This window comes from Georgenia sp. X1117, assembly GCF_057784635.1.
Genome location: NZ_CM173492.1, coordinates 406,740 through 427,056 on the forward strand (window position 1 = coordinate 406,740; position 20,317 = coordinate 427,056).

General features: G+C 74.2%; 20 protein-coding genes. 2 read left to right on the forward strand and 18 right to left on the reverse strand.

Annotated elements, in window-relative coordinates:
- Positions 1 to 87: 87 nt before the first annotated feature.
- The 18 genes from AC3D3D_RS01810 to AC3D3D_RS01895 all read right to left on the reverse strand — a co-directional run bounded on the left by AC3D3D_RS01810 (position 88) and on the right by AC3D3D_RS01895 (position 16,707).
- Positions 88 to 738, reverse strand: a complete 651-nt coding sequence (locus AC3D3D_RS01810; RefSeq protein WP_463662167.1) for an FMN-dependent NADH-azoreductase — start codon at positions 736 to 738, stop codon at positions 88 to 90.
- Positions 739 to 749: 11 nt separating this feature from the next.
- Positions 750 to 1,631, reverse strand: a complete 882-nt coding sequence (locus AC3D3D_RS01815) for a tryptophan-rich sensory protein (protein ID WP_463662168.1) — start codon at positions 1,629 to 1,631, stop codon at positions 750 to 752.
- Between the two features lie 67 nt (positions 1,632 to 1,698).
- A complete protein-coding gene (locus tag AC3D3D_RS01820; RefSeq protein ID WP_463662169.1) occupies positions 1,699 to 2,178 on the reverse strand; it encodes a pyrimidine dimer DNA glycosylase/endonuclease V in 480 nt (159 codons plus the stop codon).
- Complete coding sequence (locus tag AC3D3D_RS01825; protein WP_488512291.1) at positions 2,179 to 3,759, reverse strand: SDR family oxidoreductase; 1,581 nt, start codon at positions 3,757 to 3,759, stop codon at positions 2,179 to 2,181.
- Between the two features lie 11 nt (positions 3,760 to 3,770).
- Positions 3,771 to 4,664 (reverse strand): prenyltransferase, encoded by an 894-nt coding sequence (locus tag AC3D3D_RS01830; protein WP_463662170.1) that lies wholly within the window; start codon positions 4,662 to 4,664, stop codon positions 3,771 to 3,773.
- A complete protein-coding gene (locus AC3D3D_RS01835) occupies positions 4,661 to 5,056 on the reverse strand; it encodes a lycopene cyclase domain-containing protein (RefSeq protein ID WP_463662171.1) in 396 nt (131 codons plus the stop codon). The genes AC3D3D_RS01830 and AC3D3D_RS01835 overlap by 4 nt, the downstream gene beginning before the upstream one ends.
- Positions 5,053 to 5,430: a lycopene cyclase domain-containing protein gene (locus AC3D3D_RS01840; protein WP_463662172.1), complete on the reverse strand. Its 378-nt coding sequence runs from the start codon at positions 5,428 to 5,430 to the stop codon at positions 5,053 to 5,055. Before AC3D3D_RS01840 ends, AC3D3D_RS01835 begins: the two co-directional genes overlap by 4 nt.
- On the reverse strand, positions 5,427 to 7,148 hold the full coding sequence (crtI, locus tag AC3D3D_RS01845) for a phytoene desaturase family protein (RefSeq protein ID WP_463662173.1): 1,722 nt from the start codon (positions 7,146 to 7,148) through the stop codon (positions 5,427 to 5,429). The genes AC3D3D_RS01840 and crtI overlap by 4 nt, the downstream gene beginning before the upstream one ends.
- Positions 7,145 to 8,044: a phytoene/squalene synthase family protein gene (locus AC3D3D_RS01850; RefSeq protein WP_463662174.1), complete on the reverse strand. Its 900-nt coding sequence runs from the start codon at positions 8,042 to 8,044 to the stop codon at positions 7,145 to 7,147. Before AC3D3D_RS01850 ends, crtI begins: the two co-directional genes overlap by 4 nt.
- Positions 8,041 to 9,117, reverse strand: a complete 1,077-nt coding sequence (locus tag AC3D3D_RS01855; protein ID WP_463662175.1) for a polyprenyl synthetase family protein — start codon at positions 9,115 to 9,117, stop codon at positions 8,041 to 8,043. Before AC3D3D_RS01855 ends, AC3D3D_RS01850 begins: the two co-directional genes overlap by 4 nt.
- Positions 9,114 to 9,683: a MarR family winged helix-turn-helix transcriptional regulator gene (locus tag AC3D3D_RS01860; RefSeq protein ID WP_463662176.1), complete on the reverse strand. Its 570-nt coding sequence runs from the start codon at positions 9,681 to 9,683 to the stop codon at positions 9,114 to 9,116. The genes AC3D3D_RS01855 and AC3D3D_RS01860 overlap by 4 nt, the downstream gene beginning before the upstream one ends.
- 69 nt (positions 9,684 to 9,752) lie before the next feature.
- The gene (locus tag AC3D3D_RS01865; RefSeq protein WP_463662177.1) at positions 9,753 to 10,496 is read right to left on the reverse strand and encodes a pseudouridine synthase; all 744 of its coding nucleotides are present in this window, start codon (positions 10,494 to 10,496) and stop codon (positions 9,753 to 9,755) included.
- Positions 10,493 to 11,131, reverse strand: a complete 639-nt coding sequence (scpB, locus tag AC3D3D_RS01870; protein WP_463662178.1) for an SMC-Scp complex subunit ScpB — start codon at positions 11,129 to 11,131, stop codon at positions 10,493 to 10,495. Before scpB ends, AC3D3D_RS01865 begins: the two co-directional genes overlap by 4 nt.
- Entirely contained in the window at positions 11,128 to 12,090 is a 963-nt protein-coding gene (locus tag AC3D3D_RS01875) for a segregation and condensation protein A (protein ID WP_463662179.1), read from the reverse strand. Before AC3D3D_RS01875 ends, scpB begins: the two co-directional genes overlap by 4 nt.
- A complete protein-coding gene (locus AC3D3D_RS01880) occupies positions 12,080 to 12,961 on the reverse strand; it encodes a ParA family protein (RefSeq protein WP_463662180.1) in 882 nt (293 codons plus the stop codon). Before AC3D3D_RS01880 ends, AC3D3D_RS01875 begins: the two co-directional genes overlap by 11 nt.
- A 10-nt stretch (positions 12,962 to 12,971) precedes the next feature.
- Positions 12,972 to 14,618, reverse strand: coding sequence for a glucose-6-phosphate isomerase (gene pgi / locus AC3D3D_RS01885; protein WP_463662181.1), 1,647 nt, complete (start codon positions 14,616 to 14,618; stop codon positions 12,972 to 12,974).
- Positions 14,619 to 14,743: 125 nt separating this feature from the next.
- Entirely contained in the window at positions 14,744 to 15,694 is a 951-nt protein-coding gene (locus AC3D3D_RS01890) for a site-specific tyrosine recombinase XerD (protein WP_463662182.1), read from the reverse strand.
- The gene (locus AC3D3D_RS01895; RefSeq protein ID WP_463662183.1) at positions 15,691 to 16,707 is read right to left on the reverse strand and encodes a heme o synthase; all 1,017 of its coding nucleotides are present in this window, start codon (positions 16,705 to 16,707) and stop codon (positions 15,691 to 15,693) included. The genes AC3D3D_RS01890 and AC3D3D_RS01895 overlap by 4 nt, the downstream gene beginning before the upstream one ends.
- A 198-nt stretch (positions 16,708 to 16,905) precedes the next feature.
- Between AC3D3D_RS01895 and tkt the strand changes: the two genes are divergently transcribed.
- Both tkt and tal read left to right on the forward strand, forming a co-directional pair.
- Positions 16,906 to 19,005 carry a transketolase gene (gene tkt, locus AC3D3D_RS01900; protein WP_463662184.1) on the forward strand — a complete coding sequence of 700 codons (2,100 nt, stop codon included), beginning with the start codon at positions 16,906 to 16,908 and terminating at the stop codon, positions 19,003 to 19,005.
- Positions 19,006 to 19,090: 85 nt separating this feature from the next.
- Entirely contained in the window at positions 19,091 to 20,209 is a 1,119-nt protein-coding gene (gene tal, locus AC3D3D_RS01905; RefSeq protein ID WP_463662185.1) for a transaldolase, read from the forward strand.
- Positions 20,210 to 20,317 lie beyond the last annotated feature (108 nt).

Consider the following 20,317-nt stretch of genomic DNA (forward strand, 5'->3'; position numbering starts at 1 on the left):
GTCGACCGCGGCGGACGTCCCGGTGCCCCGCGCCGCGGGACAGTCACGACCGGCTCCCGCTCCGGCACGGGGGTCCGTTCGAGCGCCTCAGGAGACCGTCTCGCGCGCGAGCCGCTCCCCGAGCTCCCGGGCGGTCTGCACCGCGGTCGCCCGCTCGTCCGCGGCGCGCTCCCGCAGCGGCTCCATCGCCGGCACGAGGTCGGCCAGCGTGGCGTCCGCGCCGACATAGGTCAACGACATGCCCATGGCCTCCCCGAGGACGGCGTCGAGCACCGGCCGGGCGTGGTCGGCGGGACCGGCGTCGTCGTCGTAGGTGGCCCCGCGGGTGGAGACGACGACGACCGGGGTGCCTGCCAGCGGCTGGGTGTCGAGGTCGAGGAACGGGGCGGTGACGCCGAGGACGTGCACGTGGTCGAGCCAGGCCTTGAGTGTCGAGGGCAGCGAGTAGTTGTACAGCTGCGCGCCGAGGAGGACGACGTCGGCGCCGAGGAGCTCGCCGATGATCTCCTGCTGGGCGCGGGCGACGTGGTGGCCGATCGTCGCGCCGGCGGGCCGCAGCGCCGGTGCGAGGTGCAGGTCGGCGTGCGGGAGGTGCGGCACCGGGTCGGCGTGGAGGTTGCGGCGCGTGACCGTGGTCCCCGTGACCGCGCACCACGCCGCGTCGAAGGCGGAGGTGATCTCACGGGAGACCGAGCCGTCGGGGCTGGCCGAGGAGTCCAGACGCAGGAGGTGAGCCATGCCACGTCACGCTACCGCGCTCCGGTCCTGCCCGCCCCGGTCCGGGCACCACGGGCCCTGACCGGCACACCCGCCCGTGCGGTGCGGACCCGAGCGAGGACGGTCACCGCGGCGACGACACCGGCGGCGACCAGCGCGGCGTACGCGGCCGGCTCCGAGCGCAGGTCGCCGCTCAGCCGGGCCACGCCGACCCAGGCGAGCCCCCAGCAGATCGCCGCGCCCGGCGCGAGCCTGCCGCGGGACCACAGTGCGAGCGCGATGCCGACACCGCCGGCGACGCCGAGCACGACCACCGCCCACACGTCCGGGGCCGTCACCGACGTGCGCAGTCCCGCCTCCGCGAGGACGACGGCCACGTTGCCGACCGACGCGACGACGATCCATCCGAGGTAGAGCCCCATGGTGCCGTCCGTGACGACGGCGTCGACGATGCCCGCGGCGCGGTGCCGCCGGAGCCGGACGAGGGCGACGACGAGGACCGCGAGCAGGAGCGCCATGACGACGAGGCTGAGCCAGAGGAGCGCGGACTGGACGGCGAGCAGCCACGCCGCGTTGAGCAGCATGGACGCGGCGACCCAGGGCCCCAGCCGTCGGTGCCGCGCGGACGCCGCCTGGGCCGGCAGCCACTGCCACAGGGCGTAGGCCACGAGTCCGACGTAGATCACCGACCAGATCGAGAAGGCCGGCCCCGCGGCGGCCACGGGGGTGGCGTCGGCCGCGAAGGCGCCGCCGGCGGACTCGGACACGGGGTCGCCGCCGAGGGCGCCTGAGCCGGCAAGCGCGCCGACGACCACCAGGACGGCGCTCAACGTGACGATCGCCTGCCGTCGGCGGTCGGCCGCCGTCACCGGCCCTCGGTCGTACGCGCGAGACTCGGGTGCGGGATGTGCCATGGCGTCCTCTCCTCGGTGGTCGCGGCCGTGGTCCGGCCGTGGTGGCGTCGCGCCGCACCGGCGGTGCTCAGCCGCCCCGTCCCCGGTCCGGACGGTGCCGTTCCCATGGCGCGACGGGTCCCGGTACCTCGTGGAACAGCGGGTGCGGGTCGGGGTGGCTCAGGTCGGCGAGCCGGGCGTGGTGGTCAGGGCTGCGTCCGGCGAGCTTGGCCAGCAGGTGCTCCCACTCGAGCGCGACCTGCCCGCGGGTGACGGCCACCGAAGCGGACGCGTCCTCGGCACCGGGGGCATCGGCGCCGGGAGCCCGCAGGATCTTCGTGCGGTCGAACCGATAGCCGCGCTCCCCCGCCTCCGTGTGCAGGCCGATGAGGAACGCGCCGATCGCCGCCACGGGGTCCGGCTGCGCACGGAACCGGTCGAGCTGCGGGTGCCGGGCGTACCCGCGCGTGCGACCGCTCAGCACCGCCTGCGCGAGCAGCGCCTCCCGCCACGCCGCCGTCAGCCCCTGCCGGTCGAGGTACCGGGGGTGGACGGACCACAGCCGCATCTAGCGGACCACCAGGTCGCTCGTGTCGTCCGCGGCGGTCCCGGCGGCGTCGGCCTCGGCGGCCTCCGCGGCCTCCGCGGCCTCGGCGGCGGCGACGATCCGCTCCGTCATCCCGCCGAAGATCACCGCATGGAAGGGGACGAGCACGAGCCAGTACAGGCGTCCGGACAGCCCTCGTGGGAGAAAGATCGCGCGCTGGCGGTAGACGGCACCCACGCCGTCGGGCGCCGGCTCGACGCCGAGCTCGAGCCAGGCGCGGCCGGGCATCCGCATCTCGGCGCGCAGGCGGAGGAACCGCTCCCGGTCCAGGGCCTCGACGCGCCAGAGGTCGAGGGCGTCGCCGACGCGCAGGTGGGCGACGTCCCGCCGGCCGCGGCGCAGGCCCACCCCGCCGGCGAGCCTGTCGACCAGGCCGCGGACCGCCCATGCGAGCGGGAAGGAGTACCACCCGTTCTCTCCCCCGATTCCCTCGACGAACGACCACAGTGTGCGCGGCGAGGCGGTCGTGGCCTTCTCGCGCTCGTCGGTGAGCACCCGCCGCCCCGCCCAGGACGGGTCGGAGGGCATGGGGTCGCTCGGGGCGCCCGGGGTGGCGGCGCCACGCCAGCTGGTGGGGACGTCGCGGGAGCCGATCCTGCGCAGGGCGAGGCGAACCGCGGTGCCGTAGTCGAGGAGTCCGCCCGGCGGTGGTGGGATCACGTCGTCGATGGTCCGCTCGAGGACCACGCAGGAGTGACGCAGCGACCCGATGAGCGGCACCGCGAGGTTCCGCGGTATCGGCGTGACGAGGCTGACCCAGTGCGACGCGAGGGTCGGGGTGAGCACCGGCAGCGCGACGATCCCGCGGCGGGGCAGGCCGACCGCCGCGGCGTACCCGTTGAGCATCTCGGCGTAGGTGAGCGCGTCGGGTCCGCCGATGTCGAAGACCCGGTCGATCACGCCGGGAACGGTGGCCGCTCCGAGGAGGTAGTGCAGGACGTCGCGCACGGCGATCGGCTGGACCCGGTTGCGCACCCACCTGGGTGCGGGCATGAGCGGCAGCACGTCGGCGAGGTGGCGCACCATCTCGAAGGAGGCCGAGCCCGACCCGATGACGACTCCGGCCTGAAGGACGATCGAGGGCACGTCGCAGCCGAGGAACGCCTCGCCGACGGCGACGCGCGAGCGCAGGTGGGAGGACAGCTCCTCGCCGCGCGGGTGCAGACCACCGAGGTAGACGATGCGTCTCACGCCGGCGTCCTCGGCGACCCGGGCGAATGCACGGGCGGCCTGCAGCTCTGCCGCCTCGAAGTCGCCCCGAGCGCTCATGCCGTGGACGAGGTAGTAGGCCACGTCGACGCCGTCCGCCGCGCCGACGAGGCTGTCGACGTCCATGAGGTCCCCCTGACGGACCTCGACGTCGGCCGACCACGGAACCTCGCGCAGCTTGTCCGGCGTGCGGGCGAGCACCCGCACCCGGTGGCCGGCCCGGAGCAGCTCGGGGACGAGTCGCCCGCCGACGTAACCCGTCGCACCGGTGACGAGGACGGACAGGGGGTGCTCGGCGCGCGGGACCGGTCGGGGTGCGGGCAGGTCGGGCACGGGGATCTCCTTCACGGGCGAGCGAGGATGAGCAGCATCGTGATGGCGAAGCCGCAGACGTAGTTGATGACGAGGAAGTGCGTCCAGCCCCGGGTGCTCCGGGCGGAGTCGGGGTCCGAGAGGTTGACGAAGGGCGCCGCCGCGAGCAGGTAGGGCACCACCACGAGCGCCGCGAGCGGACCGGGCCAGGGCAGCGCGAGCACGAGCGCACCGGAAGCCGTCCACGCCAGCAGCGCCGCGCGGACCGTGCGCCGGGCGCCGAGCACGGTGGCGATCGACGACAGCCCGGCGGCGCGGTCGGGCACGATGTCCTGCACCGCGCCGAACGCGTGGCTCGCCATGCCCCAGAGGAAGAACGCCGCGAGCACGAGCGCGGTGGCACGGGAGATTCCCTGGTCGGCCAGCGCGACGCCGTACACGGCGGGCCCCGTGAAGTGGGCGCTCGAGGTCATGGAGTCGAGGAACGGCACCTCCTTCAGCCGCAGGCCTGGCACCGAGTAGGCGGCCGCGGCGAGCAGGACGAGTCCGAGGACGACCCACGAGCCGGGGCCGCCGAGCGCGACGAGCACCACGGCGAACGGGAGGACGCAGGCACCGGCCGCCACCAGCACCGCGCGATGCTGGTCGGGCGCGACCAGGGCTCCCTGCACGCCGCCCTTGCGCGGGTTGCGGAGGTCGGAGGCGTGGTCGAAGACGTCGTTGACGCCGTAGAGCATGAGGTTGTAGGGGACGAGGAAGAAGACCGTGCCGACGACGAGGGCGAGGTCGACCGTGCCCACGGTGAGCAGGTACGCGGCCGCGAAGGGGTAGGCGGTGTTGATCCAGCTGATCGGTCGCGAGGCGAGGAACAACGCCACCAGGAGGGGCCGGGCACCGGCCGGACGGGTGGCGGGAACGTCGGTCACTGCGCCTCCCCCTGCCCCGGTCGGTCGGCCGCACCCCGCCGGGCCGAGGTCCTCGGTCGGCGGTCCGAGCCCGGCGGCGGCCGGCGTGGGGCGAGCAGGAGCCACACGCCCGGGAGAAGCAGCAGGGCACCGAGGGGGTAGGCGAAGTCCTCGACCGGGATCCGGCCCACCCGCAGGCCGGTGAGGCCGGACCAGTCGTAGTCGAACAGCCCGGCAGCGACCATGAGGTTGTCGAACACCGCGGTGAGCAGGGCGAGCGCCGCTGCCGTCGCGAGCGCGGGGACCGCCCAGGCGCGCAGGAGCCGTCCGGCCCGGCCCGAGCGCCACAGCCCGACGGCGAGGACGAGCGCCGCGCCGGGCAGGAAGATCGCGCACAGCAGGAGGTACGTCACGGGTCTCCCCCGTCCCGTCCCGTCGTGGAGGTCGCGGATCCTGCGTCGGCTCCACGCCTGCCGCGTGCTCCCCAGAGCCTGCCGGCGCCCGTGAGGAGCACCATCGTCAGGTACGAGAGGAAGACGAGGAAGACGATCTCCTCGATCGGCAGTTGGGGAGCGACGAGCAGGCCGGTCGCGAAGGAGGAATCCAGGTGCCGGAACAGGCCCAGCGCGATGCCCGCCGCGTCCCACGCGAGGAGGTAGACCAGCCCGCACAGCACGACGAGGGCCGCCCGGACCGGGGCTCGCCACAGGAAGAGCCGGTGGCGGGCGTCGATCGTGCCCATGCCGATCGTCGAGACCACGAGGGCGGTGAGGTAGGCCCAGCTCATCTCTCTCCCCCGGGGTCCGGCGGGCCGATCGGCCGGGTCGGGGCGCTCCCGGCCGGGACCGCGCCGGCGGCCGCCCCGAGCGTCGCCGCGGCCGACCCGGACCGGGTGGGCGACCCGGGCCGGGCGGCGGGCTCGGGCAGCGGGCCGGCGGTGCGGTCGCCGCGCACGTGCTTGAGCACGAGCTCGGCGCTGATGAGGCACATGGGGACGCCGATGCCGGGCACCGTCGTCGCGCCCGCGACGACCAGCCCCGCGGTGCGCCGCGACGCCGTGCGCCCGCGGAGGAACGCGCTCTGCGACAGCGTGTGGGCCGGCCCGAGCGCGCCGCCGCGGAAGGCGGAGAAGTCCCTGGCGAAGTCGGCCGGTCCCACGGTGCGCCGCAGGACGATTCGCTCGGCGAGGTCGGGGATCCCGGCCCAGCTCGCGATCTGTTCGATCGCCAGGTCGGCGACCCGCTCGACCTGCTCCGCACCGACGCCACCCGTGCCGCCCGAGCCGATCGCCGGCCGGGCCGGCACGGGCACGAGGACGAAGAGGGCCTCGTGGCCGGCCGGCGCCACCGTGGGGTCGCTCGCGCTCGTGCGGCTCACGTACAGGGACGGCGTCGTCGGCACGCGGGGGTCCGCGCCGAAGATCTGCTCGAAGTTCTCCCGCCAGCGGTCCGCGAGCACCAGCGTGTGGTGCTCGAGCTGCGGCAGCGGGCCCCGCACGCCGAGCATGACGAGGACGGCGCCCGGCCCCGGGTCGAGCCGACGCCAGTGCCGCGCCGAGCGATCGCGCGCGTGGGGTGGGAGCAGCGCAGTCTCGGTGTGGTGCAGGTCGCCGGTGGCGACGACGAGGTCGGCGTCGATCCGGTGCGGCGCGGTCCCCGGGGTGGCGGCCGGCCGCCACCGGACGCCGCGCGCCCGACCGCCGGCGACGTCGATGCCGGTGACCTCGGTTCCCGTGCGGACGGTGACGCCGTGGGCGCGGGCCAGGGACTCGATCGCGTCGACGACGGCGGCGAAACCGCCGTGCGGGTACCAGACCCCTTCGACCAGGTCGAGGTGGCTCATGAGGTGGTACATCGCGGGCGCCGAGAACGGCGAGGCACCGAGGAGCACCGCGGGGTAGTCGAGCACGCGCCGCAGCCGCGGGTCGCGCACGGCCGTGCCCGAGCGCCGGTGCAGGGAGGTGGCCAGCAGCCCGGCAAGGGCGGGCAGCCTGCGGAGCACCGGGCCCTGGAGCAGGGAGCGGACGTCCCGGAACGGGTTGTAGAGGAACGAGCCGGTCGCGGTGGCGTAGGTGGCGGCCGCCGAGTCGAGGTAGCGGGCGATCCGTCGACCGGCGCCGGGCTCGATGCCCTCGAACAGGGCGATCGTCGCGGACCGGTCCGAACGGACCAGCAGGTCGTCCGGGATCTGCCCGGCCACCGGCTCGAACACGACGCGGTAGGCCGGGTCCAGCCGGTCAAGTCCGTACTGCTGCGCCACGGTGGTTCCCATGAGCGCGAAGAAGTGCTCGTAGACCTCGGGCATGAGGTACCAGGACGGACCCGTGTCGAAGGTGAAGCCCTCGCTCGTCCACCGTCGCGCCCGACCGCCGAGCCGGTCGTGGCGTTCGAGTACGGTGACCTCGTGCCCGTCGCGGGCGAGCAGGGCGGCGCTCGCCAGCCCGCTGATCCCGCCGCCGACCACGGCCACGCGCAGTCTCCGGTCGGTCGCCTCGGACGTCTTCATGCGGACCGCCTCCCCTCGCGCAGCGCCCGGGCGAGGATGCGCACCTTGACGATGTTCGGGACCCGTACACGCACCTCGGGCAGGGTCGCCGCCGGGGTGTGCTCGAGCCGTCGGGTCAGCTCCTCGAACAGTCGGAGGGCGGCGGTCACGGCGGGGCGTGCGCCGTCAGGGAGCTCGCCGAGCGTGGCCTCCGCCGTGGTCAGGTCGTCTCGTACCGACGCGGTGATCGCGGCCTTGGCCGCCTCGGTGATCACTCCGTCCGGCGCCGTCGGGAGGTACGAGCGTCCCAGTCGGCGGTGGTCCTCCCCCAGGTCGCGCAGGAAGTTGACCGTCTGGAACGCGGCGCCCAGCCGGCGGGCGCCGTGCTCGAGGCGTGCGCGCCGGGCACGGTCGACGTCGAGCTCGGCGAGGAAGACCCGCAGGCACATGAGGCCGACGACCTCCGCGGAGCCGTAGATGTAGCTCGCCAGCTCCTCGGCGGTCCAGCGCGAGCGCGTGAGGTCGTCGCGCATGGAGGCGAAGAACGGCGCGGTCAGCTCCTCGTCGATGCCGACGAGGTCCGCGGTCCGGGTGAAGCTCTGCACGAGGGGGTTGGCGCTGTAGCCGAGCGAGCGCGCCCGGCGCACGTCGTCCTCGAGGCGGTCGAGCAGTTCCCGCCGGACCTCGACGCGCAGGCGGCGCGCCGGGCCGTCGACGATCTCGTCGGCGACGCGGACGAGGCCGTAGACATTGACCACGTGCGGGCGCATCTCCCTCGCGAGGAGTGTCGTGGCGTGGCCGAAGGAGGTCGAGTACGCGCGGAGCACGACCCGGGACGCCTTCTCCGAGGCGCGTAGGTAGGTGTCGTCCTCGGGCTGTGTGACCGCGAGACTCGTCTCACGGCGCAGGGCGGTCATGAGTCGCGCTCCGTGCAGCGCAGTGCCAGGTCGAGGAGGAACGCCTCGAGCGCGGGCGGCAGGTCGGCCTCGGTGACGTGTGCGCGGACGGCCGTGCACCGGGCGTCGATCGACTGCTCGACGCGCGCGAGCGCACCGGTGGTGCGCAGGACGTCGCGCAGGCGTCGCGCGCCGTCCTCCGTCAGGCCCGGGTCGCCGAACAGCGGCGCGACCGCGTCCCATGCCGGCGAGGTCCGGGCGAGGGCGACGAGCAGGGTCTGTTTGCCCTCCCTCAGGTCGCCAACGACGGACTTCCCCGTGGTGCCCGGCGACCCGAAGACGCCCAGCACGTCGTCGCGCAGCTGGTAGGCGATGCCGAGGCCCCGGCCGATCTCGGCGAGCGCCGCGGACCTTGCGGGATCCGCGTCGGCGAGGACCGCGGCCGCCTCGAGGGGGGCCTGGAAGGAGTATCGGGCAGTCTTCAGCTCGACCGTGCGCAGCGCCTCGTCCGGCCCGACGTCGTGCAGCCGCAGGCCGGACCAGGCGTCGGCGTGCTCGCCGGCCGCGGTGGCGACGATCGTGTCCTCGACAAGACGGACGATGCGGCACCGTGTCGTGGCCGGTGCCTCGCACGCACCGACGAGGGAGAGCGCCGCGCTGAGGAGCAGGTCGCCGACGATGATGCCGGCGGCCGCTCCGAAGCCCTCGGCGGCCGGGGCACCCGCCCCGAGCCGGGTGGCGCGCTCGACGGCGTGGCCGCCGACGTTCGGCGCGCCGCGGCGCACCAGGTCGTGGTCGATGACGTCGTCGTGGACGAGGAACGCGGCGTGCAGCAGCTCGATCGCGCAGGCCACCTCGATCGCCACGGCCGGGTCCCGCTCGTCGCCGGTCAGTCCGCGGAAGGCGGCGAGCAGGAGCGCCGGGCGCACCTTCTTCCCGCCGATCACGACGTCGACGAGGGCGTCGCCCGTCTCGCGGAAGCCGGCGTCGTGCCGCACGGCCCGTCGTCGCAGGTCGTCGACGACCTCGCCCAGCCGGAGATCGACGAGCTCCTCGTCCGCCGGCGTGCTCGCCAGCTGCGTCGTCCCCGTCATGTGGCACCTCGCGTCGCACCGGGCACGTCCGCCTCCGGACCGGCAGCCAGGTCCTCGAGGAAGCGCGTGACCGTGCGGCGCTCGGCCGAGGTCAGCCGCGCGGCCGCTCGGAAGCGGCGGGCGTGCGCGACGCCGACGTGCTCACGCGCGTTCTCCCGGGTCGCCGGGGTCACGGTGAGCACGACGCCCCGCCGGTCGCTGGGGTGCGGGTGACGCTCGACGTGCCCCCCGGCCTGGAGCCGGTCGAGCAGCTTCGTCACCGCGGCGCTGGTCAGGCCGAGGTAGTCGGCCACCATCGCGGGCGTGACGGGCTCGCCGACCCGGTTGCCGCCCATGATGAAGCGCAGGGCCCGCATGTCCCGCTCCGCGAGGGCCATGTACTCGGCGGACGCCCTGCTCTGGCTCGCATCCTCGGCCTTCCACACCTGCAGCGCCCGCATGAGGTCGGTGATCTCGGCGAGATCGTCCGCGCTGAGACCGGTGCGGTCCAGCAACGAGCCGTCCGGGTCCATGGTCGCGTGGTCGTGGAAGCCGGCGACGATGCGCCGCACGTGGTCCGAGGTCACGCAAACATACTAACCGGGTAAGTAACTTACGCAAGACGTGACCGACCCGTCGTCGTCGGTCGGCTGCGGCTACAGGCCGACCGAGGCCATGAGCGCCCCGAGCTCGGGGCCGGCGATGACCCGGGTGCGGCCCGGTCGCAGGTCGCCGAGCGCGATCGAGCCGATCCGGGTGCGCAGCAGCCGGGTGACCGGGTGCCCGACCTGCTCGAACATGCGCCGCACGATGTGGTTGCGCCCCTCGTGCAGGACGACCTCGACGAGCGTGGCGTCGGGGGCGGTGTCCTTGACCGTCACCTCCTCGGGCCGCACGAACCCGTCCTCGAGCTCGAGGCCCTCGCGCAGCTGGTTCGATACGGCCTTGGACAGTCGGCCCTCGACGGTGGCCAGGTAGGTCTTGGGCACCTCGTAGGAGGGGTGCATGAGCCGGTGGGCGAGCTCGCCGTCGTTGGACAGCAGGAGCAGCCCCTCCGAGTCGGCGTCGAGCCGCCCCACGTGGAACAGGCGCTCGGAGCGCCCCTCGACGTACTGCGCCAGGGAGGGCCGGCCGTCGGGGTCGTCCATCGTGGAGAGCACCCCGCGCGGCTTGTTGAGCGCGAGGGTGAGCAGGGTGTCGTCGAGCTGCACGCGTGCGCCGTCGACGTGGATGACGGCCGTCGTGGGGTCGACCCGGGTGCCCAGCTCGCGGACCACCTGGCCGTCGACGGTCACCCGCCCGGCGGTGATGAGGTTCTCCGAGGCGCGGCGGGAGGCCACGCCGGCGCCGGCGAGCACCTTCTGCAGTCGGACGCCCTCGGGGTCGTGGGGGTCGGTCATGTCGCTCCGTCGGTCGGGTCGAGGCCGAGGTCGGCGTCGAGGTCGGGCAGGTAGGGGGCGAGCGGCGGGAGCTCGTCCAGGGAGGACAGGCCCATGCGCTCGAGGAAGGCGGTGGTGGTGCGGAAGGTCATGGCGCCGCCCTCGCCGTCCTGGCCGGCCTCCTCCACGAGGCCGCGGGCGAGGAGGGTGCGCACGACGCCGTCGACGTTGACCCCGCGTACGGCCGCCACCCGCCCGCGGGTGACGGGCTGGCGGTAGGCGATGACGGCGAGGGTTTCCAAGGAGGCCTGGGTGAGGCGGGCGGTCTGCCCGTCGACGACGAAGCGCCCGACGACGTCGGCCACCGCCGGCGAGGAGTAGACGCGCCAGCCGCCGCCGACCTCGCGCAGCTCGAAGCCGCGACGCCGCGTGCCCCCCTCGCCGCGGTACTCCGCCGCGAGCTCCTCGAGCGCCTCGACGACCACGGGGGTGGGCACGCCGAGGACGCCGGCGAGGTCGCTCGCGCCGACCGGGTCGTCGACGATCATCAGCACGCCCTCGATGGCGGCATGCAGCTCGTCCCGGCCGGGCCGGGCGTGCACCTCCTCGAGGGTGTCCTGCGTGCCGGCCTGATCGGTCTGCTCGGTCCCGCTCACCCCTGGCTCCTTCCGTCCTCGTCCTGCGTGCCGTCGGCGTCGTCCTCGCTAGCGACATCGGCGTCGGCGTCGGCGTCGGCGTCGGCCAGCGTGGGGTCGCCGACGACGACGTCGCCCTGCTCGGGCCCGGTCCAGCGCACGGTCAGCTCCGCGAGGGCCTCGGCCTGCTCGAAGGCGACGGCGCCCTGCCGGAAGAGCTCGAGCAGGGCGAGGAAGCGGGAGACGACGTGGCCGGTCGTCGCGGCGTCGGCGACGAGCCCGCGGAAGGTCACCGTGCGCCCGGCCCGCAGGCGGTCGACGAGGATCGCCGCCTGACCCGGCACGGGCACCAGCGGGTCGTGCAGGTGGTCGACGCCGACGCCGGGCGGTGCGGGCCTCCCGGCCAGGGCGCCGGCTGCGAGCCGGGCCAGGTCGTGCGGGCCGACCGACCACACGAGCTCGGGCAGCAGCGCCGCCAGGTGCGGCTCGAGCGGCACCGAGCGCGCCCACGAGCGGGCCCCGCGCTCCCATGCCTCCGCCAGGTCCTCCGAGACGTTCTTGTAGGCGCGGTACTGCAGCAACCGGGCGAACAGCAGGTCGCGGGCCTCGAGCAGCGCGAGGTCCTCGGCGTCCTCGACCTCGCCGCGGGGCAGCAGCCGGGCGGCCTTGAGATCGAGGAGGGTGGCCGCCACGACGACGAACTCGCTGGCCTCGTCCAGGTCCCAGATCTCGGCGGCCGCGAGGTAGGCGATGAACTCGTCGGTCACCCGCGCGAGCGCGACCTCGGTGACGTCGAGGCGGTGCTTGGCGATGAGCGAGAGGAGCAGGTCGAAAGGGCCGGAGAAGTTGTCCAGCACCACCGAGAAGCCGAGCTCGCCGGCGCCGCCCGCCGTCGCGGCCCCGTCAGCGCCGGCGCCGCCCGCCGCCGCGGTCCCGTCCGCCGCGGTGCTGGCTGCGACCTGCTCGCTCTCAGGCTGCATCGCCGCGGGCGACGAGCTCGCGGGCCAGGCGCCGGTAGGCGTCCGCCCCCGGGTGGGTGGGGGCGTAGCTCGTGATCGGCTCCGCGGCGACCGAGGCGTCGGGGAACTTCACGGTGCGGGAGATGACGGTGCGGAAGACCTTGTCGCCGAAGGCCTCACGGACCCGGTCGAGGACCTCGCGCGAGTGGAGCGTGCGCAGGTCGACCATCGTGGCCAGGATCCCGTCGATGCGCAGGCGCGGGTTGAGCCGGTCGGTGACCTTCTCGATGGTCTCCACCAGCAGGGCGACGCCGCGCAGCGCGAAGAACTCGGCCTCGAGCGGGATGAGGACCCCGTGGGCGGCGGTCAGGGCGTTGACCGTGAGCAGGCCGAGCGAGGGCTGGCAGTCGATGATGATGACGTCGTACTCGTCGAGCACCGGCGCCAGCACGCGGGCCAGCGCCTGCTCCCGGGCGACCTCGCCGACCAGCTGGACCTCGGCCGCGGACAGGTCGATGTTGGCCGGCAGCACGTCGAGGTCGACCACGGGGCTCGACAGGATCGCCGAACGCACGTCGGGGCGGCGCTCCATGATCAGCTGGTAGACGGTCCGGTCGAGCTCGTTCGCGTTGATGCCGAGCCCGGCCGACGCCGCGCCCTGCGGGTCGAAGTCGACGATGAGCACCTTGCGGCCGTACTCGGCCAGCGCGGCACCGAGGTTGATCGTCGTCGTCGTCTTGCCGACGCCGCCCTTCTGGTTGCACATGGCGATGACACGGGCGGGGCCGTGGCCGGGCAGCGGCGGGGGCACCGGGAAGTCCTCGTCGCCCCAGGCAATCGGCGCGGACGGGTCGCTGCCTGCCGCGTCCAGGGTCGGCTGCTCGCTGCTCATCGGGTCAAGGTTAGTCGAGGTCCTGCCCCCGGCGTGCCGCGCGGTAGCGGCGCACGAGCTCGGTGGTCGAGGAGTCGTGCGCGGACGGGTCGGGGTCGGCCTCGGCGTCGAGCTCGGCGGCGATGCGCGTGGCGAGCACCTTGCCCAGCTCCACGCCCCACTGGTCGAAGGAGTTGATGCCCCAGACCACGCCCTGGACGAACACCTCGTGCTCGTAGAGCGCGACGAGCTGGCCGAGCACCGAGGGGGTCAGGCGCGGGGCGAGGATCGTCGTCGTCGGCGTGTTGCCGGGGAAGGTCTTGTGCGGCACGAGGGCCTCGGGCACGTCGTCGGCCCGGACCTCCTCGGCGGTCTTGCCGAAGGCCAGGGCCTCCGACTGGGCGCACAGGTTGGCCGTGAGCAGGTCGTGGTGGAGCGCGATCTCCTCGCGCGTGGGGCGCACGAACCCGATCATGTCGGCCGGGACGAGCTCGGTGCCCTGGTGGATGAGCTGGTAGAAGGCGTGCTGGCCGTTGGTGCCCGGCTCGCCCCACACGACCGGGCCGGTGCCGGTGTCCACCGGTGAGCCGTCCATCTTCACGCGCTTGCCGTTGGACTCCATGTCCAGCTGCTGGAGGTAGGCCGCGAACCGGCCCAGGTCCTGCGCGTAGGGCAGCACGGCGGAGGTGCTCGCGCCGAGCAGGTTCCGGTTCCAGACCTTGATCATGGCCAGCAGCGCGGGCACGTTCTGGTCCAGCGGCGCGGTGCGGAAGTGCTCGTCGACGGTGTGGAAGCCGTCGAGCAGCTCACGGTAGGCCTCCGGCCCCAGGGAGATCATGAGCGAGAGCCCGACGGCGGAGGTGAAGGAGTACCGGCCGCCGACCCAGTCCCAGAAGCCGAACATGTTGTCGGTGTCGATACCGAAGTCGGCGACCTTCTCCGCCGCGGTCGACACGGCCACGAAGTGGTCGGCCACGGCTCGCTCGTCCCCGAGGACGTCGACGAGCCAGGTCCGCGCCGAGCGCGCGTTGGTCAGCGTCTCGATGGTGCCGAAGGTCTTCGAGGCGACGATGAACAGCGTCTCCTCGGGGTGCACGTCCTGCAGGACCGAGGCGAGGTCGTCGCCGTCGATGTTGGAGACGTAGTGGACGTCGATGCGCGGGTCGGCATGGGCGGCCAGGGCGCGGTGCGCCATCGCCGGGCCCAGGTCGGAGCCGCCGATGCCGATGTTGACGATCGTCGAGATCGCCTTGCCGGTGAACCCGGTCCACTCCCCCGAGCGCACCTTCTCGGCGAAGGCCGCCATCCGGTCGAGGACCTCGTGCACGTCGGCCACCACGTCCTGGCCGTCGACGACGAGCTCGGCGTCGCGCGGCAGCCGCAGGGCGGTGTGCAGCACGGCCCGGTCCTCGGTGGCGTTGATGTGCTCGCCGGCGAACATCGCCGCCGTGCGGCCGGGCAGGTCGACCTCGCGGGCGAGGTCGCCGAGCAGCCTCAGCGTCTCGTCGGTCACCCGGTTCTTGGAGTAGTCCACGTACAGGTCCCCGACCTGGGCGGTCAGCCGGGTCCCGCGCGTGGGGTCGTCCGCGAACAGGTCCCGCAGGTGCGCCTGTCCGACCTCGTCGTGGTGCGCTGCCAGTGCCTGCCAGGCGGGCGTGGCCGGGACGTGGGCGGTCATGGTGTCCTCCGGAGGTCGACGACTGTGCACCCCATCGTGGCCCACTTCACGGCCGCCGTGCCAGCCGGTCCGCGGCCCGGCCACCGGGCCACCGCGGCGGGCCCGGGCGGCGCGGGCCCGCACTCTCAGGTGCGCCGCGCCGCCAGCGCCCGCGGGTGGCTGGTCGCGTAGACCTCGCGCAGGGCCTGGATCGTCACCCGGGTGTAGATCTGCGTGGTCGTCACCGACGCATGGCCGAGCAGCTCCTGGACCACGCGGACGTCGGCGCCGCCGGCCATGAGGTGGGTGGCGAAGGAGTGGCGCAGGGTGTGCGGCGAGAGGTGCTCGGTGTCGATCCCGGCGCGCTCGCCCGCGGCCCGCAGCACCCCCCAGGCGCTCTGGCGCGACAGCGGGCGGCCGAGGGTGTTGAGGAACAGCGACGCGGTGCCGCGCCCCTTCGCGGCCAGCGCCGGGCGGCCGCGCACGAGGTAGGCGCCCACGGCGTCGGCCGCGGGGCCGCCGAGCGGGACGACCCGCTCCTTGCGGCCCTTGCCGAACAGCCGCACCGCGCGGGACTCGAGGTCGACGTCGTCCACGGCCAGGCCCACGGCCTCCGAGATCCGGGCCCCGGTGCCGTAGAGCACCTCCACGAGCGCGGCATCGCGCACCCCCAGCGGTTCCTCGGCCGCGCCGGCGGCGGCGATGAGCGCCTCGACGTCGGCCAGCGGCACGGCCTTGGGCAGGCGCCGCCCCTGGGCGGGCGGGCGCACGCGGGCGGCGACGTCGTCGCCGACGATCCCCTCCTCCAGGGCGAACCGGTGCCAGCCGCGCACGGCGGTCACCGCCCGGGCGGCGGAGGAGGCCGCCAGCGGCCGTCCACCGTCGGAGCCCTCCCGCAGGACGGCCGCGTAGCCGGCCACGTCCTCCTCGCCGACGTCGGCGACCGTGACGCGGCCCAGGGCACGCAGGTGCTCGACGTAGCGGCCGAGGTCGCGCCGGTAGGCGGCGACCGTGTGGGCGGACAGGCCCCGCTCGACACCGACGTGGGCGAGGTACTGCTCCAGGGCCCGGTCCAGCGCGTCCGGGCCGTCGCTCACGGGATGAAGGGGTCGATCGCGACGGCGAGGAAGAGCACCGAGAGGTAGGTGATGGAGCCGTGGAAGACCCGCATGGCCTGCCGGCGCCCCGCCTTGGGGTCGTCCGAGCGACGCACCAGGTTGACGCACTGGTGGAGGAACCAGGCGCCCGAGAGGACCGCCGCGGCGGTGTAGAACCAGCTGGTGCCGGCCACCGGCACGAGGACCAGCGAGGTGGCCACGGTGAGCACCGCGTAGACCAGGCCGTGGGTGGCGACCTTGGGGGCGCCGGCCACCGCGCCGAGCATGGGGACGCCGGCGCGCTGGTAGTCCTTGGTGAACTTCATCGACAGCGGCCAGTAGTGCGGCGGCGTCCAGAAGAAGACGATGAGGAAGAGCACCAGGGCGGACCAGTCGAGGCCGCCGGTGACCACCGACCAGCCGATGACCACCGGCATGCAGCCGGCCACCCCGCCCCACACGATGTTCTGGCTCGTGCGGCGCTTGAGGATCATCGTGTAGAAGACGACGTAGAGCAGGATCGCGGCGAGCGTGAGCGCCGAGGCCACGAGGTTGGCCAGCGCGGCGAACCAGGCCACCGAGACGACGCCGAGCGCGAACGCGAAGATCAGGGCGTTGCGGGGGCGGATCTCGCCGGTGACGAGCGGGCGCTCCCGGGTCCGGTTCATCACGGCGTCGATGTCCCGGTCGAGCACCATGTTGAAGGCGTTGGCCGAGCCGGCGGCGATCGCACCACCCACGAGCGCGACGACGACCTTCCACCAGCCGGGCCAGCCGTCGGCGGCGAGCACCATGGTCGGCAGGGTGGTGACGAGCAGGAGCTCGATGATGCGGGGCTTGGTCAGCGCGACGTACGCCGCCAGCCTCGAGCGGCGCCGGCCGGGGTGCAGCGGTCCGGCGGTCTCCGCCCCCGCGGCTCCGCCGCCGGGAACCTCGCCGCCGGCTCCACCGGTCGGGTGCTGCTCGTCGTGGGACCCGGTCTGCGGGTCCGACGCCAGGTCGCGCTCGCTCACGCGCTCCACCTCTCTGCTCGGCCCGGGCATCGGCGCGCAGGTCGGGCACGGCGGGCGGAGCTCAGGACATCCTATCGTCCTGCCCGCCGGTGTCGACCGCTCTCCGGGCGCGCCGTGCCACGCGCTCCCGGCCCCACTAGGCTCGTGGGAGTTGACTGCGCCCCCGGGCGCGATCCCGACCGAACGACTGGAGGAACCGTGAACGAGAACGCACCGGTGCTCGACGAGCTCGACCTCAAGGCGGTGGACACCGCGCGCCTGCTCGCGCTGGACGCCGTGCAGAAGAAGGGCAACGGCCACCCCGGCACCGCGATGTCCCTCGCCCCGCTCGCCTACCTCCTCTACCAGAAGGTGCTGCGCCACGACCCGGCCGAGCCCCGCTGGATCGGCCGCGACCGGTTCGTCCTGTCCGCCGGGCACTCCTCCCTCACCCAGTACGTCCAGCTCTACCTCGGGGGGTTCGGCCTCGAGCTCGACGACCTCAAGGCGCTGCGCACCTGGGGGTCGAAGACGCCCGGCCACCCCGAGTACCACCACACGGACGGCGTCGAGGTGACCACCGGTCCGCTCGGCCAGGGCCTGGCCAACGCGGTCGGGATGGCGATGGCCGCCCGTCGCGAGCGGGGCCTGTTCGACCCCGACGCCGCGGCCGGCACCTCCCCGTTCGACCACCACGTCTACGTCATCGCCTCCGACGGCGACATGCAGGAGGGCGTCACCGGCGAGGCGAGCTCGATCGCGGGCACGCAGAACCTCGGCAACCTCATCGTGTTCTGGGACGACAACGAGATCTCCATCGAGGACGACACCTCGATCGCCTTCTCCGAGGACACCGTCGCCCGGTACGAGGCCTACGGCTGGCACGTGCAGGTCGTCGACTTCACCCAGGGCGGCACGGGCTACAAGGAGGACGCCGACGCCCTGCTCGCGGCGATCGAGGCGGCCAAGGCCGAGACCGACCGTCCCTCGTTCATCGCGCTGAAGACCGTCATCGGCTGGCCGGCCCCGACCCTCCAGGGCACCGGCACCGCCCACGGCGCCGCGCTCGGCGAGGACGAGGTCGCCGGCACCAAGAAGGTCCTCGGCTTCGACCCCGAGGAGCACTTCGCCGTGGCGGACGAGGTCATCGAGGCCACGCGCTCCCGCCTGGCCGAGCGCGCCGCCGCCGAGCGCGCCGAGTGGTCCACGGGTTACGAGGCGTGGCGCACCGCCGCCCCCGAGCGCGCGGCCCTGCTCGACCGCCTGCTGGCCAAGGAGCTCCCCGAGGGCTGGACCGACGCCCTGCCGCAGTTCGAGGCCGGCAAGGACGTCTCGACCCGGAAGGCGTCGGGCCAGGTCCTCACCGCGCTCGCGCCCGTCCTGCCCGAGCTGTGGGGCGGCTCGGCCGACCTCGCGGGCTCGAACAACACGACGATGGACGGCGAGCCGTCGTTCCTGCCCGCCGAGCGCGCCTCGAAGAAGTTCCCGGGCGACCGCTATGGGCGCACCCTGCACTTCGGCATCCGCGAGCACGCGATGGGCTCGATCCTCAACGGCATCTCCGCCTCCAGCGTCACCCGCCCGTACGGCGGCACGTTCCTCGTCTTCTCGGACTACATGCGCGGCGCCGTGCGCGTGGCCGCGATCATGGGCACGCCCTCGATCTACGTGTGGACCCACGACTCCATCGGCGTCGGCGAGGACGGCCCGACCCACCAGCCGATCGAGCACCTCACGGCGCTGCGGGCGATCCCCGACCTCGACGTCGTGCGGCCGGCGGACGCCGCCGAGACCGCGGTGGCCTGGCGCGGGATCCTCGAGCGCACCGACCGCCCCGCGGGCCTCGTCCTCTCGCGGCAGAACCTGCCCAACCCGGCGCGCGGCGGCGAGACCGGTCTGGCCGACGCCGAGGGCGCGCTGCGGGGCGGCTACGTCCTGGCCGACTCCCCCACCGGCACGGTCGACGTCCTGCTCGTGGCCACCGGCTCGGAGGTCCAGCTTGCGCTGGCCGCCCGCGAGACCCTGCAGGGCGAGGGCGTCGGCGCGCGCGTCGTGTCCATGCCCAGCGTCGAGTGGTTCGCCGAGCAGGACGAGGCCTACCGCGAGGAGGTCCTGCCCGCGGGGGTCCGTGCCCGCGTGAGCGTCGAGGCCGGCCTGGCCATGCCCTGGCGCGGCATCGTCGGCGACGCCGGCCGGTCCGTCAGCGTCGAGGGCTACGGCGCCTCGGCGTCCGGCTCGGTCATGTTCGAGAAGCTCGGCATCACCGCGGACGCGGTCGTGGCCGCGGCGAAGGAGACCATCGAGGCGGCCTCGGCCTGACCTCATCCACGCTCGACCTGACGACGGGCCGCGGACGGCGTTCGCCGTCCGCGGCCCGTCTCGCACCCCACCACCGGAGGACACGATGACCAGCGAGAACACCGCCCTGACCGAGCTCTCCGCCCACGGCGTGTCCGTGTGGCTCGACGACCTGTCCCGCGACCGCCTCGAGGGCGGCTCCCTGCGCGACCTGGTCGACTCGCACGCCGTCGTCGGCGTGACGACCAACCCCACGATCTTCGCCGGCGCCCTGTCGTCCGGCTCCGCCTACGACGCCCAGGTCGCCGAGCTCGCCCGGGCGGGCACCGACGTCGAGGCCGCCGTCACCACCATCACCACCGACGACGTGCGCGCCGCCTGCGACCAGCTCGCCGGGCTGTACGAGTCCACCGGCGGGAAGGACGGCCGCGTGTCCATCGAGGTGGACCCGCGACTGGCGAACGACACCGCCGCCACCGTCGCGCAGGCCCGCGAGCTATGGGCCCGGGTGGACCGGCCGAACGTGATGATCAAGATCCCCGCCACCGCGGAGGGGCTGCCCGCGATCGCGGACACCATCGCCGAGGGCATCAGCGTCAACGTCACGCTCATCTTCTCCCTCGACCGCTACCGGGCCGTCGTCGGCGCCTACCTCGACGGCCTCGAGCGGGCCCGGGAGGCCGGCATCGACCTGTCGACGATCCGTTCCGTGGCCTCCTTCTTCGTCTCCCGCGTCGACGCCGAGGTGGACAAGCGCCTCGACGCGATCGGCTCGACCGAGGCGGCAGCCGTGCGCGGCCGCACCGCGATCGCCAACGCCCGCCTGGCCTACGCCGCCTTCGAGGAGTCGGTGGCCTCGCCCCGCTTCGAGGCCCTCGCCGGGGCCGGGGCGCACGTCCAGCGCCCGCTGTGGGCCTCCACCGGGGTCAAGGACCCCGCCTACCGGGACACGATGTACGTCGAGGAGCTCGTCGCCCCCGAGACGGTCAACACGATGCCGGAGAAGACGCTCCTGGCCACCGGCGACCACGGCGAGATCGGCGGGGACACCGTCCGTGGGCGCGCGCAGGAGTCGCAGGAGGTCCTCGACGCCCTGGCGGCCCTGGGCGTCGACATCGACGAGGTCACCGCGCAGCTCGAGACCGAGGGGGTGGCGAAGTTCAAGGACTCCTGGACCGAGCTCCTCGACACGGTGACGAAGGCCCTGCAGGACGCCCGGCCCTGAGGCGACCGGCCGGCCGCCTGCGCGCACCGGCCGGTCCCCGACGCCACGAACGCCCCCGACCGAGGTCGGGGGCGTTCGTCGTGCAGGCGGGTCGTCCGCCGCCGCCGG

Bases quoted from the DNA above. Each gene is read 5' to 3' on its own strand.
- AC3D3D_RS01880 (WP_463662180.1), bottom strand. From the start codon at position 12,961: ATGAGCAGCGAGCAGCCGACCCTGGACGCGGCAGGCAGCGACCCGTCC.
- AC3D3D_RS01850 (WP_463662174.1), bottom strand. From the start codon at position 8,044: ATGACCGCCCTGCGCCGTGAGACGAGTCTCGCGGTCACACAGCCCGAG.
- AC3D3D_RS01810 (WP_463662167.1), bottom strand. From the start codon at position 738: ATGGCTCACCTCCTGCGTCTGGACTCCTCGGCCAGCCCCGACGGCTCG.
- pgi (WP_463662181.1), bottom strand. From the start codon at position 14,618: ATGACCGCCCACGTCCCGGCCACGCCCGCCTGGCAGGCACTGGCAGCG.
- AC3D3D_RS01865 (WP_463662177.1), bottom strand. From the start codon at position 10,496: ATGACCGACCCCCACGACCCCGAGGGCGTCCGACTGCAGAAGGTGCTC.
- crtI (WP_463662173.1), bottom strand. From the start codon at position 7,148: ATGAAGACGTCCGAGGCGACCGACCGGAGACTGCGCGTGGCCGTGGTC.
- tal (WP_463662185.1), top strand. From the start codon at position 19,091: ATGACCAGCGAGAACACCGCCCTGACCGAGCTCTCCGCCCACGGCGTG.
- AC3D3D_RS01875 (WP_463662179.1), bottom strand. From the start codon at position 12,090: ATGCAGCCTGAGAGCGAGCAGGTCGCAGCCAGCACCGCGGCGGACGGG.
- AC3D3D_RS01815 (WP_463662168.1), bottom strand. From the start codon at position 1,631: ATGGCACATCCCGCACCCGAGTCTCGCGCGTACGACCGAGGGCCGGTG.
- AC3D3D_RS01855 (WP_463662175.1), bottom strand. From the start codon at position 9,117: ATGACGGGGACGACGCAGCTGGCGAGCACGCCGGCGGACGAGGAGCTC.
- AC3D3D_RS01840 (WP_463662172.1), bottom strand. From the start codon at position 5,430: ATGAGCTGGGCCTACCTCACCGCCCTCGTGGTCTCGACGATCGGCATG.
- AC3D3D_RS01820 (WP_463662169.1), bottom strand. From the start codon at position 2,178: ATGCGGCTGTGGTCCGTCCACCCCCGGTACCTCGACCGGCAGGGGCTG.